Annotated in this window: 14 protein-coding genes; 6 read left to right on the top strand and 8 right to left on the bottom strand. The window is 52.1% G+C overall.

Annotated features, from left to right (window positions below; translation table 11 throughout):
• Positions 1-133 precede the first annotated feature (133 nt).
• Together C7B16_RS12085 and C7B16_RS12080 are read left to right on the top strand one after the other, a co-directional pair.
• Positions 134-1,867 carry a phosphoethanolamine transferase CptA gene (locus C7B16_RS12085; protein ID WP_016249364.1) on the top strand — a complete coding sequence of 578 codons (1,734 nt, stop codon included), beginning with the start codon at positions 134-136 and terminating at the stop codon, positions 1,865-1,867.
• Positions 1,868-2,081: 214 nt separating this feature from the next.
• A complete protein-coding gene (locus tag C7B16_RS12080; RefSeq protein WP_000274587.1) occupies positions 2,082-2,933 on the top strand; it encodes an AraC family transcriptional regulator in 852 nt (283 codons plus the stop codon).
• Here the strand turns inward: C7B16_RS12080 and C7B16_RS12075 are convergent.
• The 5 genes from C7B16_RS12075 to C7B16_RS12055 are packed head-to-tail and all read right to left on the bottom strand — an operon-like array spanning position 2,920 to position 7,869.
• Positions 2,920-3,261, bottom strand: a complete 342-nt coding sequence (locus C7B16_RS12075; protein ID WP_000323857.1) for a PTS fructose-like transporter subunit IIB — start codon at positions 3,259-3,261, stop codon at positions 2,920-2,922. The two genes, C7B16_RS12080 and C7B16_RS12075, sit on opposite strands and share 14 nt — an antisense overlap.
• Before the next feature lies 1 nt (position 3,262).
• The gene (locus tag C7B16_RS12070; protein WP_000175534.1) at positions 3,263-4,141 is read right to left on the bottom strand and encodes a [formate-C-acetyltransferase]-activating enzyme; all 879 of its coding nucleotides are present in this window, start codon (positions 4,139-4,141) and stop codon (positions 3,263-3,265) included.
• Positions 4,107-6,404 (bottom strand): formate C-acetyltransferase, encoded by a 2,298-nt coding sequence (locus C7B16_RS12065; protein ID WP_000184814.1) that lies wholly within the window; start codon positions 6,402-6,404, stop codon positions 4,107-4,109. Before C7B16_RS12065 ends, C7B16_RS12070 begins: the two co-directional genes overlap by 35 nt.
• A 50-nt stretch (positions 6,405-6,454) precedes the next feature.
• A complete protein-coding gene (locus C7B16_RS12060; RefSeq protein WP_016262751.1) occupies positions 6,455-6,775 on the bottom strand; it encodes a PTS fructose-like transporter subunit IIB in 321 nt (106 codons plus the stop codon).
• A 14-nt stretch (positions 6,776-6,789) separates the two neighbouring features.
• On the bottom strand, positions 6,790-7,869 hold the full coding sequence (locus tag C7B16_RS12055; RefSeq protein ID WP_001004461.1) for a PTS fructose transporter subunit EIIC: 1,080 nt from the start codon (positions 7,867-7,869) through the stop codon (positions 6,790-6,792).
• Between the two features lie 310 nt (positions 7,870-8,179).
• On the opposite strand from C7B16_RS12055, the gene ptsP reads away from it, so the two are divergent.
• The 4 genes from ptsP to C7B16_RS12035 all read left to right on the top strand — a co-directional run bounded on the left by ptsP (position 8,180) and on the right by C7B16_RS12035 (position 13,207).
• Positions 8,180-10,681 (top strand): phosphoenolpyruvate--protein phosphotransferase, encoded by a 2,502-nt coding sequence (ptsP, locus tag C7B16_RS12050; RefSeq protein ID WP_107179748.1) that lies wholly within the window; start codon positions 8,180-8,182, stop codon positions 10,679-10,681.
• An 11-nt stretch (positions 10,682-10,692) separates the two neighbouring features.
• Positions 10,693-11,355 carry a fructose-6-phosphate aldolase gene (gene fsa / locus C7B16_RS12045; RefSeq protein ID WP_000424828.1) on the top strand — a complete coding sequence of 221 codons (663 nt, stop codon included), beginning with the start codon at positions 10,693-10,695 and terminating at the stop codon, positions 11,353-11,355.
• A gap of 10 nt (positions 11,356-11,365) precedes the next feature.
• On the top strand, positions 11,366-12,469 hold the full coding sequence (gene gldA / locus C7B16_RS12040) for a bifunctional L-1,2-propanediol dehydrogenase/glycerol dehydrogenase (RefSeq protein WP_000373979.1): 1,104 nt from the start codon (positions 11,366-11,368) through the stop codon (positions 12,467-12,469).
• A 120-nt stretch (positions 12,470-12,589) separates the two neighbouring features.
• Positions 12,590-13,207: a DUF1287 domain-containing protein gene (locus C7B16_RS12035; protein ID WP_107179747.1), complete on the top strand. Its 618-nt coding sequence runs from the start codon at positions 12,590-12,592 to the stop codon at positions 13,205-13,207.
• A gap of 26 nt (positions 13,208-13,233) precedes the next feature.
• Here C7B16_RS12035 and yijE read toward each other — a convergent pair whose 3' ends face one another.
• From yijE to metF, 3 genes are all read right to left on the bottom strand, one after another.
• Entirely contained in the window at positions 13,234-14,139 is a 906-nt protein-coding gene (yijE, locus tag C7B16_RS12030; protein ID WP_001271260.1) for a cystine transporter YijE, read from the bottom strand.
• Between the two features lie 93 nt (positions 14,140-14,232).
• Positions 14,233-16,413 (bottom strand): catalase/peroxidase HPI, encoded by a 2,181-nt coding sequence (gene katG / locus C7B16_RS12025; protein ID WP_000107702.1) that lies wholly within the window; start codon positions 16,411-16,413, stop codon positions 14,233-14,235.
• A gap of 340 nt (positions 16,414-16,753) precedes the next feature.
• Entirely contained in the window at positions 16,754-17,644 is an 891-nt protein-coding gene (gene metF, locus C7B16_RS12020) for a methylenetetrahydrofolate reductase (protein WP_107179746.1), read from the bottom strand.
• Between the last annotated feature and the right edge of the window lie 37 nt (positions 17,645-17,681).

Here is a 17,681-nt window from a genome sequence, read left to right as displayed (position 1 = left end):
ATACTTCTGTTCTAACTCCCTCGTTTTCAATATATTTCTGTCTGCATTTTATTCAAATCCTGGATATCTCTTCAGATATCCTTAAGGTTTTACCCTTACATTCGGCGCTATTTTTTCGAGACAGGTTCTTACTATGCATTCCACAGAAGTCCAGGCTAAACCCCTTTTTAGCTGGAAAGCCCTGGGTTGGGCACTGCTCTACTTTTGGTTTTTCTCTACCCTACTACAGGTCATTATTTACGTCAGCGGCTACAGCGGTACTAACGGCATGCGCGACTCACTGTTGTTTAGTTCGCTGTGGTTGATCCCGGTATTCCTCTTTCCGAAGCGGATTAAAATTATCGCCGCGGTAATCGGCGTGATGCTGTGGGCGGCCTCTCTGGCGGCGCTGTGTTACTACGTCATATACGGTCAGGAGTTCTCGCAGAGCGTTCTGTTTGTGATGTTTGAAACCAACACCAACGAAGCCAGCGAGTATTTAAGCCAGTATTTCAGCCTGAAGATTGTGCTTATCGCGCTGGCCTATACAGCAGTGGCAGTTCTGCTATGGACACGCCTGCGCCCGGTCTATATTCCGAAGCCGTGGCGTTATGTTGTCTCTTTTGCCCTGCTTTATGGTTTGATTCTGCACCCGATCGCCATGAACACGTTTATCAAAAACAAACCGTTTGAGAAAACGTTGGATAATCTGGCATCGCGCATGGAACCCGCCGCGCCGTGGCAATTCCTGACAGGTTATTATCAGTATCGCCAGCAACTTAACTCACTGACGAAACTACTGAATGAAAATAACGCATTACCGCCGCTGGCTAATTTCAAAGACGAATCGGGCAACGAACCGCGCACCTTAGTACTGGTGATTGGCGAATCAACCCAGCGTGGACGCATGAGCCTGTACGGTTATCCGCGTGAAACCACGCCTGAACTGGATGCGCTGCATAAAACCGACCCAAACCTGACCGTGTTCAATAATGTGGTCACATCGCGTCCGTACACCATTGAAATCCTGCAACAGGCGCTGACTTTCGCCAACGAAAAGAATCCGGATCTGTACCTGACGCAGCCGTCGCTGATGAACATGATGAAACAGGCGGGTTATAAAACGTTCTGGATCACCAACCAGCAAACGATGACCGCCCGCAACACCATGCTGACGGTATTTTCGCGCCAGACCGATAAACAGTACTACATGAACCAGCAACGCACACAGAGTGCGCGTGAATACGACACCAACGTGCTGAAGCCGTTCCAGGAAGTGCTGAAGGACCCCGCGCCGAAGAAACTGATCATCGTTCATCTGCTGGGTACGCACATCAAATACAAATATCGTTACCCGGAAGATCAGGGCAAGTTTGATGGCAATACCGATCACGTGCCGCCGGGATTAAGCGCAGAAGAGTTGGAATCGTATAACGATTACGACAACGCCAACTTGTACAACGATCACGTAGTTGCCAGCCTGATTAAAGACTTTAAAGCTGCTGATCCGAATGGTTTCCTGGTTTACTTCTCTGACCACGGTGAAGAGGTTTATGACACACCACCGCATAAAACTCAGGGGCGTAATGAAGACAACCCGACGCGCCACATGTACACCATTCCGTTCCTGCTGTGGACGTCGGAAAAATGGCAGGCGACTCATCCGCGTGATTTCTCGCAGGATGTCGATCGTAAATACAGCCTGGCTGAACTGATCCACACCTGGTCGGATTTGGCGGGCTTATCTTACGACGGTTACGATCCAACCCGTTCGGTGGTGAACCCGCAATTCAAAGAAACCACCCGCTGGATTGGTAACCCGTATAAGAAAAATGCGCTGATCGATTACGACACTCTGCCGTATGGCGATCAGGTGGGTAATCAGTAATTATCTACCAGGTGCTATTTGCCGGATGCGACGCTTGACGCGTCTTATCCGGCCTACAGATCGCGGCGGTAGGCCGGATAAGGCGTTTACGCCGCATCCGGCAATACAACTGCCGCAATGTTTACATCTCACTCCCATCAGGCCACACTTTTCAGGTGGCCTTTTTTCATAATGCCAGTTACTGTTTTCCCGTCTACATACCTGAGGGAATAACATGTATCACGACGTCAACTATCTGCTCTCCCGCCTAATCAACGGCCCGCTGTTACTCCGCCAGGTTTACTTCGCGAGCAGCAACGGCCCGGCCCCCGATCTCGCGTATAAGGTCGATTTTCCACGGCTGGAAATTGTGCTGGAAGGCGAGTTTGTTGATACCGGTACAGGTGCAACGTTAGTTTCCGGCGATGTACTGTACGTTCCCGCTGGCGGGTGGAATTTCCCACAATGGGAAACACCCGCCACGACATTTAGCGTTCTGTTTGGCAAACAGCAACTCGGCTTCAGCGTCGTACAGTGGGATGGCAAACAATATCAAAATCTGGCGAAGCAACACGTCGCCCGACGTGGCCCACGTATTGGCTCGTTCCTGCTACAAACGCTCAATGAAATGCAAATGCAGCCGCAGGAGCAACAAACAGCCAGGCTTATTGTCACCAGTTTGCTTAGCCACTGCCGCGATTTGCTCGGCAGCCAAATTCAGACAGCCTCTCGCAGCCAGGCACTTTTCGAAGCCATTCGCGATTACATCGACGAACGTTATGCCACCGCGCTGACCCGCGAATCTGTCGCGCAGGCGTTCTACATTTCACCAAACTACCTATCGCACCTGTTTCAAAAAACGGGGGCTATTGGCTTTAACGAATACCTGAATCACACGCGACTGGAACATGCTAAGACGCTACTGAAAGGCTATGATCTGAAGGTAAAAGAAGTGGCTCACGCCTGCGGTTTTGTCGACAGCAACTACTTCTGCCGTCTGTTTCGTAAAAATACCGAACGCTCGCCGTCGGAATATCGTCGGCAGTACCACAGCCAACTGACAGAAAAACCAACTACTCCAGAATAAGGTGCGTTTGCTGCGGCGCAGAAAGCACCTTACGAACAGCACTCATCACCCGATGAGGTTCGCGTAGAAAAGCGTAGATACCGCATTGTACATAGCGACAATGTTCAAAACGCTCGGCACCAGAAAGCTCGATATCTGTAATCAACAACACAACATCCGCGCGACGGATATTCTCGTCCGATAAGCGGTTCTCCGTTCCCAGCGCCCCCTGAGTTTCAATGCTGACGCTCCACTTTTCCTGCTGACACAACTTTTCCAGCCGTTCTGCCGCCATATAGGTATGTGCCACACCGCTAACGCAGGCGGTAACTGCAACCAGATATGCCATCCTACCCCCCAACCGTAACCTGAAAACCAGCCTGTTCAGCCATTTCACGCATCAATGCCACATCGGCTGACGACGGTGCCGGTATATCTTTCATCGACCATTCGCGCCCCAACAGACGGTATTTCGGTTCACCGTACTGATGAAACGGCAACAGGTGGATCTGCCTGATATTCAAAGGAATCAACACATCCAGCGCCTGCTGCATATTCTCTCTGCTGAGCGTATAGCCGGGGATCAGCGGCAAACGAGGGATCACATTGATACCTTCACTCACCAGCAAACGCAGATTCTCCAGCACGCGCGGCAGATTCATTTTCACCACGTCCCGCGCTCTTGTCGGGTCCATAATTTTTAAATCGAACAACACTTCATCGCACAATTTCGCCAGCGGTAGCAACCTGCTTGCTGGCGCGTCTCCGGCAGTTTCGATGGCACATGACACGCCCCACAGCCGCAGTCGTTGCAAAAAACGGGTAGCAAACTCCGCTTGCACCAACACTTCACCGCCAGAAAGCGTGACACCACCGCCAGACGTGCGAAAGAAAATGTCATCCTTCATCACTTCCCGTTCCAGAGCGTCGAGGCTGATATCACGACCAATCCGCTCAAATGCGCCGGAAGGACATTCATCTGCATCACGTAAACATTTCGCGCAATGCAGACATTTCGCCTCTCTACGCACCGTCTGGATTTTGCCGGAGATCGACTCCGGATTAGCACACCACGGGCACAGATGTGGGCAGCCTTTAAAAAAGACCACCGTACGAATACCCTCACCGTCATTCAGCGAATAACGCTGAATGTTAAAAATACGCGCCACATCCTCGCGGCGCGTTTCCACAACGTTACAACTGATGCGCTGTACGGCGGATAATGTCATCCTGAATTTCCTTCGAGAGTTCGACAAAGAAGGCGCTGTATCCGGCAACGCGTACCACCAGCCCCGCATAGTCCTGCGGGCGCAATTGGGCTTCACGTAACGTGTCGGCATTCACTACGTTAAATTGAACGTGCTGCAACTTAAGCTGAGTAAATGCACGTAAGAAGTCAGCCAGTTTGCGTAATCCCGCTTCACCTTCCAGGGTAGCCGGAGTGAATTTCACATTCAGCAACGTACCGTTAGAAAGCAACGTGTTATCAAGTTTACTTACTGACTTCAGCACCGCCGTTGGCCCTTGTCCGTCCTGACCCAACATTGGTGACAAACCACCATCAGCCAGTTGTTCTCCGGCGAAGCGGCCGTCTGGCGTCGCGCCAACCACCGACCCCAACGGGACGTGAGCAGAAACGGTATACGACCCCGGCGTGAAGTAGCCGCCGCGCGGGTTCTGGTATTTTTCCACTTCTTTGCAGTAATGGCGCAGCAATTCGGCGCTAATGTTATCCACCTCGTCGATATCGTTGCCGTACTTCTCAAAGCGGTTAATTAAACGAGCACGGATTTTTTCGCCTTCTGGCGTTTCGAAGTTTGCTTTTAATACCGACAACAATTCGTCAAAACTTAAACGTTGTTGATCAAAAACCATCCCTTTCAACGCATGGAGTGAATCACTCAGGTTAGCGATACCAATCCCCTGCACGCCGGAAAAGTTATAACGCGCGCCGCCGTCGGTAATATCGCGGCCTTTTTCCAGACAATCGCTGATAAACGAAGAGAGCAGCGGCACTGGTGCCCAGTCACGATGGCCGATATCGCAAATATTGCTGCCTTCAACCATCAGAGTGATGTAGTGGCTGATCTTCGCGCGAATTTGTTCCAGCAAACCGTCATAACTCAATGCGGAATTACCTTCATTCTCATGCAGGCAGATTTCCATCACTTTCAGCAGGTTAAACATCGCGATATCGTGCAGACCGTAGGTTCTGCCCGGAATGGATAATTCCACGCAACCGACCACTGAATAGTCGCGCGCATCTTCCAGCGAAACACCACGGTTGAGGAACGCGGGCACCACCACTTCATCGTTGAAGATTTGCGGAATACCAGTACCAAGACGAATGGTTTCTGCGGTTTTCATCAGGAACGGCGTGTCAATCAAGGCGTTAGTGCGCACACCGAGATTTGGCTGCGGCAACTGTACGCTTTGATAGGCGTCGAGACAGAGAAACGAAAGCACATTCACCGCGCTACGTCCGTTTTCCGTTAAACCACCGAGCAGTGCGGTATAGCCGGTCGGGAAACCTGCGAAATAGCGCGCGCTGCTGGTGGAACGTAACAGCACAATGTCATTACATTTCACCCACAGGGACTCGAGCAGTTCTTTCAGAAACGCCGGATCTTCACCCTGGGTCAGCGAGGCCTGATAGAACGGCAACATATACTGATCGAAGCGCCCTAACGACAGCGAACTGGCGTTAGATTCATATTGCAGAATGATGTTCATGTACCAGAACAACTGGCACGCCTGCCAGAACGTCTGCGGCTTATGTTCGGCGTTATGACGGGAGATCTCCGCAATAGTCAGCAATTCTTCCCGACGTTGGGCATTAACGCAGCTTGCTGCCATCGTTTCTGCCAGTTCGGCGTAACGCAAAATATGTTTCTGCGAGGCTTCCAGCAATAACAGCGCAGCCTGATAAAAGTGATTATCCGGCTGTTGCTGGCAATGTTGTTGCATCTGCGCCACCAGCTCACCCAGCCCGTGATTCAGCAGGCGTGGGTAATCAATAATGATGTGCCCCTGGCCTTTATCCGTCTGGTTGATGCTGAAAATCTGCGTACTGGTCGCCGCTTTAACTTCGTCCGTCATCTGCCCATTGATGAAATCTTTCATCGAGCGTTTTTCCCAGTACGGGAACAACTCTTCGCGATAGATACGTTTATCTTCTTCACTAATGGCGAAGCGATCCTGCGGGCGTGTCGGGAATTGATCCAGCTCTTTCAGCAACCAGTAAGGATCCATTTCCGGCGACATAATCCCGGCGCGCGGTTTTACGGTGCGGTTACCGGCAATCAGTTCTTCATCACGAATCGAAATTTCAACATGTTCAAGGATATACGCTGTCGCTTTCGCCCGGCGCAATATCACCGGTTCGCCTTCGGTTTGCCGATGGCTGGCGGTATAAAGCAGCGCCCGCTCCAACGAGATTTCACGGGTATTGGCAAACAGTGCAGTTTTAAGGCGAGAGATACGATTCGTCATGAGGAACTCCTGTGGGAAAGCGAACCCGCCCTTGCGGGCGGGATAAGAACTTAAGCGGTTTGCGCCAGGTGAGCTTCAATTTTGCTCATAATGGCGTCAGCGCGTTTTACTGCGTCGCTGATGTTGACACGCACGATGGTCTTGCCAGCAAAACGCTCTTCAAACTTGATGCCGATATCTTTGGTCAGAATCACCATATCGGCGCTCACCACGTCTTCCGCAGTCAGTTCGTTTTCCAGACCAATCGACCCCTGGGTTTCTACTTTCACTTCCCAGCCTTTTGCTTTCGCGGCACTTTCCAGCGCCTCTGCCGCCATATAGGTATGGGCAACACCTGAAGGACATGCGGTTACTGCAATAATTTTCGTCATGGCTCGTTCCTCAATTAATTAATTTCAAAATCCAGATCCAGGTCGTCTTCCTTCTCATCAGTTGAAGACCCATTTTTACGCGCCAGACTTTTCAGCACGTTAACGCAGATAGCCGTTGCTACAGCCCCAACAGCCACTGCCGCGATGTAACCCAACTTGCCTTCAACTACCGGCAGCACAATCAGACCACCCCAGCCTGCATAGCACTGCGCACCAACCAATGCCGCGGTGACCGTGCCACAAACAGTGCCCACCATGATGGAAGGGATCACACGCAACGGATCGGCGGCGGCGAAAGGAATCGCCCCTTCAGTGACACCAACACAGCCCATCACCAACGCCGCTTTACCGGTTTCACGTTCTTCTGCGGAGAAGTTTTTGCGACCAATCAGCGTCGCCAGCCCCATCCCCAGCGGCGGAACACAGATCCCTACTGCCGCGATCGCCACCACGGTATAAACACCCTGGGCGACACAAATCAGCATGAATGCATACGCCACTTTGTTAACCGGACCGCCCATATCGAACGCCAGCATCAGCCCCATAATGACCGCCAGCATGATAATGCTGCCCTGCTGCATTCCCTGAAGCCACTGGGTCAGACTGTTAGTCAATGCGCCCACAGGCTCGCCCAGCCCCCACATCATGACGCCAGCGGTAATTAAGGTGCCGACGATCGGAATAATGAAGATTGGCATGACAGAACGCAGAACTTTATGCACCGGGATTTTCTTCAGGTAATGCACCACGATGCCGCCGATAATCCCGGCGATCAGCGCGCCAAAGAAGCCTGCACCAAAACTGTTACCGACCCAGGCACCAATAGCGCACGGAGCCAGCGCGGAACGTTCCGCAATGGAATAACCGATGTAAGCAGCAAGGAAAGGCACCATCAGCGTTAAGCCCGCGACGCCGATATCAAACAGTTTTTTCAGATTCGGATCGGCTACGGCATCTGGCACCGCACCTTTGCCGTACAGCATGACGGAAACCGCCAGCAAAATACCGCCCGATACTACGAAGGGAATCATGTGTGAAACGCCCGTCATTAAATGCTGACGAGTGTTTTTCAGTATCTGCACCAACTCATTCATAAGCTGCTCCTGGGCTTGCAAAAGCCCATGTCCATATTTTTTTGATGGGAGAAACAATAGGCAATCGCAAGCGGAGCAAACAGTGGATAAAAAGGCCATTTACTGGACTTTTGTAATGTCAGTACAAAAATGCGATCCGCCTCATAACTTGCGTTATCTCGGAATCATGCCGGAGTGGCGCGTCTTGTGAGACGCGTCGCAAATTGACGGTTACATTACATTTGTCCAGCTTTTGACAGATTTGTCACATGGCAGGCCGTTACCGTGCACTCTTATCCTGTAAACAGAAAACCTTACCGGGAGAGAGGCAATGGCCCTGATTGTGGAATTTATTTGTGAGCTACCTAATGGCGTACATGCACGTCCGGCAAGCCACGTTGAAACGCTGTGTAATACTTTTTCATCGCAAATTGAGTGGCATAACCTGCGTACCGATCGCAAGGGCAACGCCAAAAGCGCGCTGGCGCTGATTGGCACCGATACACTGGTGGGCGATAACTGCCAGTTACTGATTTCTGGAGCCGACGAACAAGAAGCACACCAGCGTTTAAGCCAATGGCTGCGCGATGAATTTCCCCACTGTGACGCGCCGCTGGAAGAAGTAAAATCTGACGAACTGGAGCCGCTGCCGGTTTCACTGACTAATCTGAATCCGCGCATTATCCGCGCCCGCACCGTGTGTAACGGTAGCGCAGGCGGCATCCTGACGCCGATTTCCTCTTTAGATCTCAATGCACTGGGTAATCTTCCTGCCGCTAAAGATGCTGACGCCGAACAATCTGCACTGGAAAACGGCCTGACACTGGTACTGAAAAACATTGAGTTTCGTCTGCTGGATAGCGACGGTGCCACCAGCGCAATACTGGAAGCCCACCGTTCGTTAGCGGGCGATACCTCTTTACGTCAACACTTACTGGCGGGTGTCAACGAGGGATTAAGCTGTGCCGAAGCGATTGTTGCCAGTGCGAATCACTTTTGCGAAGAGTTCGCCCGTTCCAGTAGTAGCTACCTGCAAGAGCGTGCGCTGGATGTGCGCGACGTCTGCTTCCAGTTACTCCAGCAAATTTACGGCGAACAACGCTTCCCGGCACCGGGTAAATTGACGCAGCCAGCCATTTGTATGGCGGATGAACTAACCCCCAGTCAGTTCCTCGAACTGGATAAAAATCACCTCAAAGGTCTGCTACTGAAAAGCGGCGGCACCACCTCACACACGGTGATCCTTGCCCGTTCATTTAATATTCCGACGCTGGTCGGCGTGGATATCGAGACCCTTAGCCCGTGGCTGCAACAAACGATTTATATCGACGGCAACGCCGGGGCGATTGTGGTCGAACCGACAGAAGCGGTGGCGCGTTATTATCAACAGGAAGCGCGCGTACAGGACGCTCTGCGTGAGCAACAACGTGTCTGGCTGACCCAGCAAGCCCGCACCGCTGATGGTATTCGTATCGAAGTTGCTGCTAACATCGCTCACTCGGTAGAAGCACAGGCTGCGTTTGGCAATGGCGCAGAAGGCGTTGGTCTGTTCCGCACTGAAATGCTCTATATGGATCGCACCAGTGCACCGGGCGAAAGCGAGTTGTACAACATTTTTTGTCAGGCGCTGGAATCCGCCAACGGGCGCAGCATTATTGTGCGTACTATGGATATTGGCGGCGATAAACCCGTTGATTATCTGAATATTCCCGCAGAAGCCAACCCATTCCTTGGTTATCGCGCGGTGCGTATTTATGAAGAATACGCGTCACTGTTTACCACGCAATTACGGTCGATCCTGCGCGCCTCTGCTCACGGCAGCCTGAAAATCATGATCCCGATGATCTCCTCAATGGAAGAGATCTTATGGGTGAAAGAAAAGCTGGCGGAAGCCAAACAGCAACTGCGTAACGAACACATTCCGTTTGATGAAAAGATCCCACTCGGCATCATGCTGGAAGTACCGTCGGTCATGTTCATTATCGACCAGTGCTGCGAAGAGATTGATTTCTTTAGTATCGGCAGTAACGACCTGACGCAGTATCTGCTGGCGGTGGATCGTGATAACGCTAAAGTCACCCGTCACTACAACAGTCTGAATCCGGCATTCCTGCGGGCGCTTGATTACGCCGTTCAGGCAGTGCATCGCCAGGGTAAATGGATCGGCCTGTGCGGAGAACTGGGGGCAAAAGGTTCCGTACTGCCGCTGCTGATCGGTTTAGGGCTGGATGAACTTAGCATGAGCGCACCGTCAATTCCGGCGGCAAAAGCACGCATGGCGCAACTCGACAGCCGCGAATGTCGTCAGTTGCTTAACCAGGCGATGGCCTGCCGTACTTCACTGGAAGTGGAGCATCTGCTGGCGCAGTTCCGTATGACGCAACAGGATGCGCCGCTGGTTACCGCCGAGTGCATCACGCTGGAAAGCGACTGGCGCAGCAAAGAAGAAGTGCTCAAAGGCATGACCGATAACCTGCTGCTGGCAGGACGCTGTCGCTATCCGCGGAAACTGGAAGCCGATCTGTGGGCGCGTGAGGCCGTCTTCTCTACCGGACTGGGCTTTAGTTTCGCCATTCCACACAGCAAATCAGAACATATTGAGCAGTCGACCATCAGTGTGGCTCGTCTGCAAGCACCTGTGCGCTGGGGCGATGATGAAGCACAATTCATCATTATGTTAACCCTGAACAAACACGCTGCGGGCGATCAGCATATGCGCATTTTCTCGCGCCTCGCTCGCCGCATCATGCACGAAGAATTCCGTAACGCGCTGGTTAACGCCGCTTCCGCCGACGCTATCGCCAGCCTGCTGCAACATGAACTGGAACTGTAAAAGGAAACATCATGGAACTGTATCTGGACACCGCTAACGTCGCAGAAGTCGAACGTCTGGCACGCATATTCCCGATTGCCGGAGTGACGACTAACCCGAGCATTATTGCTGCCAGCAAGGAGTCCATCTGGGATGTACTGCCGCGTCTGCAAAAAGCGATTGGTGATGAGGGCATTCTGTTTGCTCAGACTATGAGCCGCGACGCACAGGGCATGGTAGAAGAAGCGAAACGTCTGCGCGACGTTATTCCGGGAATTGTGGTGAAAATTCCGGTAACATCCGAAGGTCTGGCAGCAATTAAATTGCTGAAAAAAGAAGGCATTACCACGCTGGGAACCGCAGTCTACAGCGCCGCACAAGGGCTATTAGCCGCACTGGCTGGCGCAAAATACGTGGCCCCCTATGTAAACCGCGTGGACGCTCAGGGCGGAGACGGCATTCGTACCGTACAGGAGCTGCAAGCGTTACTGGAAATGCACGCGCCAGAAAGCATGGTGCTGGCAGCCAGCTTTAAAACACCGCGTCAGGCGCTGGATTGTTTGCTGGCAGGATGTGAATCCATCACACTGCCCTTAGATGTAGCGCAACAAATGCTTAACACCCCTGCGGTAGAGTCAGCTATAGAGAAGTTCGAGCACGACTGGAATGCCGCATTTGGCAATACTCATCTCTAAAGGAGCAATTATGGACCGCATTATTCAATCACCAGGTAAATACATCCAGGGCGCTGATGTAATTAATCGCCTGGGCGAATACCTGAAACCGCTGGCAGAACGTTGGTTAGTTGTTGGCGATAAATTTGTATTAGGTTTTGCTCAGGCAACCGTCGAGCAAAGCTTTAAAGATGCCGGGCTGGTTGTTGAAATCGCACCCTTTGGCGGTGAATGTTCGCAAAATGAAATCGATCGTCTACGTGGCATCGCAGAAACCGCACAGTGTGGTGCAATTCTCGGTATTGGCGGCGGTAAAACCCTTGATACCGCCAAAGCACTGGCACATTTCATGGGTGTTCCGGTAGCAATCGCTCCGACTATCGCCTCTACCGACGCACCGTGCAGTGCGCTGTCTGTTATCTACACCGATGATGGTGAGTTTGACCGCTATCTGCTGCTGCCGAACAACCCGGAACGTGTCATTGTGGATACCAAAATTGTTGCTGGCGCACCTGCACGTCTGTTAGCGGCGGGTATTGGCGATGCGTTGGCAACCTGGTTTGAAGCACGTGCCTGTTCCCGCAGCGGCGCAACCACGATGGCGGGCGGTAAATGTACTCAGGCAGCACTGGCTCTGGCTGAACTGTGCTACAACACCCTGCTGGAAGAAGGCGAAAAAGCGATGCTTGCCGCTGAACAGCATGTGGTGACTCCGGCGCTGGAACGTGTGATTGAAGCTAACACCTATTTGAGCGGCGTGGGCTTTGAAAGCGGCGGCCTGGCGGCGGCGCACGCGGTGCACAATGGCCTGACGGCCATTCCGGATGCGCATCACTATTATCACGGTGAAAAAGTGGCATTCGGTACGCTGACGCAACTGGTTCTGGAAAACGCACCAGTTGAGGAAATCGAAACCGTAGCTGCGCTGTGCCATGCTGTCGGCCTGCCAATTACCCTGGCACAACTGGATATTAAAGAAGATATCCCGGCGAAAATGCGGATTGTCGCAGAAGCATCTTGTGCAGAAGGTGAAACTATTCACAACATGCCTGGCGGCGCCACGCCAGATCAGGTTTACGCTGCATTGCTGGTAGCCGACCAGTATGGTCAGCGTTTCCTGCAAGAGTGGGAATAACCTACGCCAAACTCCCGGCTTGTTCGGGAGTTTTTTATCCGCTTCTGGACATTTTCTCCACAGAACAATCGTTAGCCCGGAAGGTCGAATCTGTGACTCTTATTTTCACGGACGAAACAGATGAAAGCTTCACTGGCGTTGGTCAGCCTTCTAACGGCATTTACCAGCCACTCCTTAAAATCTCCCGCCGTTCCACCAACCGTGGTACAAATCCAGGCCAACACCAACCTTGCCATCGCAGACGGTGCTAGACAGCAAATTAGCAGCACGCTATTTTACGATCCGGCGTATGTGCAGCTTACCTATCCTGGCGGTGATGTCCCGCAGGAACGCGGCGTATGTTCTGATGTAGTGATCCGCGCATTACGCAGCCAGCAGGTAGATTTGCAGAAGCTGATTCATGAAGATATGGCGAAGAATTTTGCCGAGTACCCGCAAAAATGGAAGTTAAAGCGCCCGGACAGCAACATCGATCACCGTCGGGTGCCTAATCTGGAAACCTGGTTTATCCGCCACGATAAAACACGCCCCACCAGCAAGAACCCCAGTGACTATCAAGCGGGCGATATTGTCTCCTGGCGATTAGATAACGGGCTGGCACATATTGGGGTGGTTTCAGATGGCTTCGCCCGCAACGGTACGCCACTGGTGATACATAACATTGGCGCAGGCGCGCAGGAAGAAGATGTGTTGTTTAGCTGGCAGATTGTCGGGCACTACCGCTATTTTGCTCAATAAGCGATAGCGCCCAGGGAAGACGCTCTTCAGATTTTTTTTACGCTGACGGCTTCTTTTTTCTTACGGCTTACCAGCGCCAGTGCCAGCACAATCAGCACAATACCGCTGCCTTCAACCGCGCCGGGGTTTTCACCAAGCAGCCACCAGGAAAAGAGTACGCCGCAAACAGGAACCGCCAGCGTGCTTAAGCTGGCAATACTGGCAGGTAAGTTTTTCAGTACAAATAGCCACAAACTCCAGGCCAGTGCCGTCGCCAGAATCGCACTGTAGGCCAGCGCCCAGAACACCGTGGGCTGCCAGTCAATTTCACGTTGCGGCACCAGCCAGGCGACCACACTCATCACCAGCGCCGCATAAAGCATCTGCCAGGATGTTAACGACAATAAATCCACGCGCGGATAGCGGGCATAAAGGCGTTTAGCAACAATCGCACTCGCCCCCCAACTGATGCCGGAGAGGATTGCCAGGATGGCGCTTTTCATCGAGGAGAAATCGAGTTGCCACGGCTGTAACACCAGCAATAATCCAACGGCGGCAATCAGAATAGCGAAATATTGCCCGCGTCGCAGGCGTTCACCAAGAAACAGCGCCGCGAGAATCACCACCCAGAACGGCATGGTATAGCTCAGGATTGCCACCTTCCCTGCTCCGCCGCTCACCAACGCCCATTGCGCCAGTCCCACCATCCCGCAGGTTTGTAACAGGGCAATAGCTAAAGTGTATTTAAACGGCGTCGGACGCATACCGCGACCACGTAATAAAAGGACGATGAATAAAACGAGAGCGCCAAAAATGCAGCGTAAAGCAGTAAAGTCGAAGGCACCGATGTAGCTGGTGACTTGCTTCATGAAAATCCAGCTATAACTCCAGATAAGTGTGAGCACAACCAGGCCACTGATTGCCAGTGGGTTGCTCTTTCCTGCGGCAGACATGAGAGATCCAGTGTGTAGTTTTCCTGTGGACACTATACGCTGGTAAAGAAACTTCAGCGACCGCCTGAAAGGCAGTCGCTGAAGGAGTTCAGATTACAGCAGGTCGAAACGGTCGAGGTTCATCACTTTCACCCATGCCGCCACGAAGTCTTTAACAAACTTCTCGTGGGCGTCGCTGCTGGCGTAAACTTCTGCCAGCGCACGCAGGACGGAGTTAGAACCAAATACCAGGTCCGCACGGCTGGCAGTGTATTTCACTTCACCCGTTTCACGGTCACGGCCTTCGAACAGCTCTTTCGATTCGTCGGTCGCTTTCCACTCGTAACGCATATCCAGCAAGTTCACAAAGAAGTCATTGCTCAATACGCCCACGCGGTCAGTAAAGACGCCGTTTTTGCTGCCATCGAAGTTGGCACCCAGTACGCGCATCCCGCCGACCAACACCGTCATTTCCGGTGCAGTCAGGGTCAATTGCTGTGCTTTATCGATCAACAGAGATTCAGTTGTAGCCTCACCCGCCGCAGCACGATAGTTACGGAAACCGTCGGCAACAGGTTTGAGCAGCTCAAACATCTCAATGTCAGTCTGATCCTGGCGCGCGTCTACACGGCCCGGTGTAAACGGAACATTAACGCTGATACCCGCCGCACTCGCCGCTTTTTCAACACCAACGACACCGGCAAGAACAATAATGTCGGCAAGCGACGCTGTATGGGAGGATTTGTAGATCCCTTCCAGCACCGGCAATGCACGTGCTGCTGCGGCATTAACTTCCCAGTCGCGCTGTGGAGCCAATGCCAGACGCGCACCATTCGCGCCGCCACGTTTATCCCCACCGCGGAAGGTGGAGGCGGAAGCCCAGGCAACAGAAACCAGCTCGCTCACGGAGAGGCCAGATTCAGCAATCGCCGCCTTAAGATTAAGGATATCTTCCTCGCTCGGGTTGAAGAACGCATGTGGCAGCGGATCTTGCCAGATCAGATCTTCTTTCGGCACTTCCGGTCCGATGTAGCGAGATTTCGGCCCCATATCCCTGTGCGTCAGTTTGAACCATGCACGGGCAAAGGCTTCGTTGAACGCTTGTGGATCATCGAGGAAGCGACGTGAAATCTTCTCAAACTCTGGATCAAAACGCAGAGTCAGGTCAGTGACCAACATCGTCGGCTTACGTTTCTTCGACGGATCGAACGGATCCGGGATAATTTCCGGAGCATCGACTGCTTCAAACTGGATGGCACCTGCCGGACTACGAGTCTGTACCCACTCATATTTGAACAGGTTTTCGAAGAAATAGTTGCTCCACTGAGTCGGCGTTTGCGTCCAGACCACTTCCAGGCCTGAAGTAATGGCATCGGCACCGACACCGGAACCAAAATCACTTTTCCAGCCTAAGCCCTGGTTTTCGATCGGTGCGGCTTCCGGATCAGGACCTACGTGCGTTGCCGGGCCTGCACCGTGAGTTTTACCTAACGTATGACCACCTGCGATCAGCGCAACGGTTTCTTCGTCGTTCATTCCCATATTGCCAAATGTCGCGCGAATAGCTGCAGCCGCGGAAAGCGGTTCACCGCTGGCATTTGGTCCTTCCGGGTTAACGTAAATCAGCCCCATTTCGGTTGCTGCTAATGGCCGTTTTGCCAGCTCTTCCGGATTACGGTGGGCAAGCCAGGTTTTTTCATCACCCCAGTTTACGTCGAGATCCGGTTCCCAGACGTCTTCACGACCGGCACCAAAACCGAAAGTACGGAAGCCAGAATTTTCCAGCGCCACGTTACCCGCAAGGATAAACAGGTCGGCCCAGGAGATTTTCTGACCATATTTTTGTTTGATTGGCCACAACAGACGACGCGCTTTATCCAGGCTGACGTTATCCGGCCAGGAGTTGAGCGGTGCAAAACGTTGCTGACCACGCCCCGCGCCACCGCGACCATCGATTGAACGGTAAGTCCCCGCGCCGTGCCAGGCCATACGAATAAACAGACCCGCGTAGCTGCCCCAGTCTGCTGGCCACCACGGTTGGGACTCTGTCAGCAGCTCTTTCAGATCTTTTTTCAGGCCGTAGTAATCTAGCTTGCTAAATTCTTTGCGGTAGTCGAAGTCCTCACCCAGTGGGTTAGAACGGTTAGAATGTTGGTTTAACAGGTCAACACGGAGTTGTTTTGGCCACCAGTCATGAGTGGTTGTTCCCGCACCGGCGCTCTGGTCATGACCGCCATGATGGAACGGACATTTTCCGCTAGCTGTTGTGTTATGGATATCGTCAGACGTGCTCATCAATATGCTCCCTCTACAGTGTTACCCTTAAGATACACAGCGTTAGAGAGAAGTTATAATTGAATTAATCCACGGATGCGATAGTTGGGATCTTACATATCATTAGTTAAAGAGATGTAGATCAAAATGATCTTAAATAAGCCTTTTTGATTATGTCCGATTACGGATAAATACTTTATACAAAGAGGCTTTATCGCTGTTTTCTCCCTGTTCCTTTAAGGAATAAAGGAGAAAAAGCGAGTCAATAGTTTTGCTGGTCTGCCCCCTCGCTTCGAGGAGGCATTTTGTGCTTTGTTTTAATTTTGTGATCACTGTGTGATTTTCACCGAAACAAAAACACTTATAAACCCGGTCTAACACCCAGCGTATGGCAAATCGCGTAACTCATTTCAGCACGGTTCAGAGTATAGAAGTGGAAATCTTTTACCCCTTCACGGCTTAAAATTTTCACCATATCCATTGCGATATTTGCACCCACCAGTTTACGGGTTTCGGCGTCGTCATCCAGGCCGTCAAACATTTGTGCCATCCACGCCGGAATGCGCACGTTAGTCATGTCGGCAAATTTCTTCGCCTGTTTAAAGTTAGAGACCGGCAAAATGCCCGGAATAATTTCCACATCAATCCCCGCAGAGACACAACGGTCGCGAAAGCGCAGGTAGCTTTCGACATCAAAGAAGAATTGAGTGATAGCGCGGTTGGCTCCAGCATCCACTTTGCGTCTCAGGTTGAGTAAATCCGCCTGGGCGCTTTTCGCTTCCGGGTGAACTTCCGGATACGCCGCTACTGAAATATCGAAATCCGCGACTTCTTTTAACAGCTCCACCAGGTCAGAAGCATACATTTCCGGCTTACCGCTTCCCGACGGCAGGTCACCACGCAGCGCCACGATATGACGAATACCGTTATTCCAGTAGTCACGGGCGATGGTGCGCAGCTCGTCGGGAGTCGCATCAATGCAGGTAAGATGCGGTGCAGCTTCCAGACCAGTACGCTCTTTAATACCTTTAATAATACTGTGCGTGCGGTCGCGCTCGCCGGAGTTCGCACCATAGGTCACCGAAACAAATTTTGGTTTCAGGCTGCTAAGACGATCGATGGAGTTCCACAGGGTCTGCTCCATTTCACTGGTACGCGGCGGGAAAAACTCGAACGAAACGTTAATCTGCCCATGGACTTCTGCCAGACTCTGATTCAGGGCATCCCGCTGGCTGGCGTGAAAAAAGCTCATACCTTACCTCATCAATCGCTTGTAGTTATATGTTGTG

The organism is Escherichia sp. 20412-1 (assembly GCF_003027595.1).
In the GTDB taxonomy this organism is placed as follows: Bacteria; Pseudomonadota; Gammaproteobacteria; order Enterobacterales; family Enterobacteriaceae; genus Escherichia; species Escherichia marmotae.
This window is presented reverse-complemented; position numbering and strand designations above follow the sequence as displayed.

Coding starts and splice junctions, on each gene's coding strand:
- C7B16_RS12085 (WP_016249364.1), top strand. CDS start 134: ATGCATTCCACAGAAGTCCAGGCTAAACCCCTTTTTAGCTGGAAAGCC.
- C7B16_RS12080 (WP_000274587.1), top strand. CDS start 2,082: ATGTATCACGACGTCAACTATCTGCTCTCCCGCCTAATCAACGGCCCG.
- C7B16_RS12075 (WP_000323857.1), bottom strand. CDS start 3,261: ATGGCATATCTGGTTGCAGTTACCGCCTGCGTTAGCGGTGTGGCACAT.
- C7B16_RS12070 (WP_000175534.1), bottom strand. CDS start 4,141: ATGACATTATCCGCCGTACAGCGCATCAGTTGTAACGTTGTGGAAACG.
- C7B16_RS12065 (WP_000184814.1), bottom strand. CDS start 6,404: ATGACGAATCGTATCTCTCGCCTTAAAACTGCACTGTTTGCCAATACC.
- C7B16_RS12060 (WP_016262751.1), bottom strand. CDS start 6,775: ATGACGAAAATTATTGCAGTAACCGCATGTCCTTCAGGTGTTGCCCAT.
- C7B16_RS12055 (WP_001004461.1), bottom strand. CDS start 7,869: ATGAATGAGTTGGTGCAGATACTGAAAAACACTCGTCAGCATTTAATG.
- ptsP (WP_107179748.1), top strand. CDS start 8,180: ATGGCCCTGATTGTGGAATTTATTTGTGAGCTACCTAATGGCGTACAT.
- fsa (WP_000424828.1), top strand. CDS start 10,693: ATGGAACTGTATCTGGACACCGCTAACGTCGCAGAAGTCGAACGTCTG.
- gldA (WP_000373979.1), top strand. CDS start 11,366: ATGGACCGCATTATTCAATCACCAGGTAAATACATCCAGGGCGCTGAT.
- C7B16_RS12035 (WP_107179747.1), top strand. CDS start 12,590: ATGAAAGCTTCACTGGCGTTGGTCAGCCTTCTAACGGCATTTACCAGC.
- yijE (WP_001271260.1), bottom strand. CDS start 14,139: ATGTCTGCCGCAGGAAAGAGCAACCCACTGGCAATCAGTGGCCTGGTT.
- katG (WP_000107702.1), bottom strand. CDS start 16,413: ATGAGCACGTCTGACGATATCCATAACACAACAGCTAGCGGAAAATGT.
- metF (WP_107179746.1), bottom strand. CDS start 17,644: ATGAGCTTTTTTCACGCCAGCCAGCGGGATGCCCTGAATCAGAGTCTG.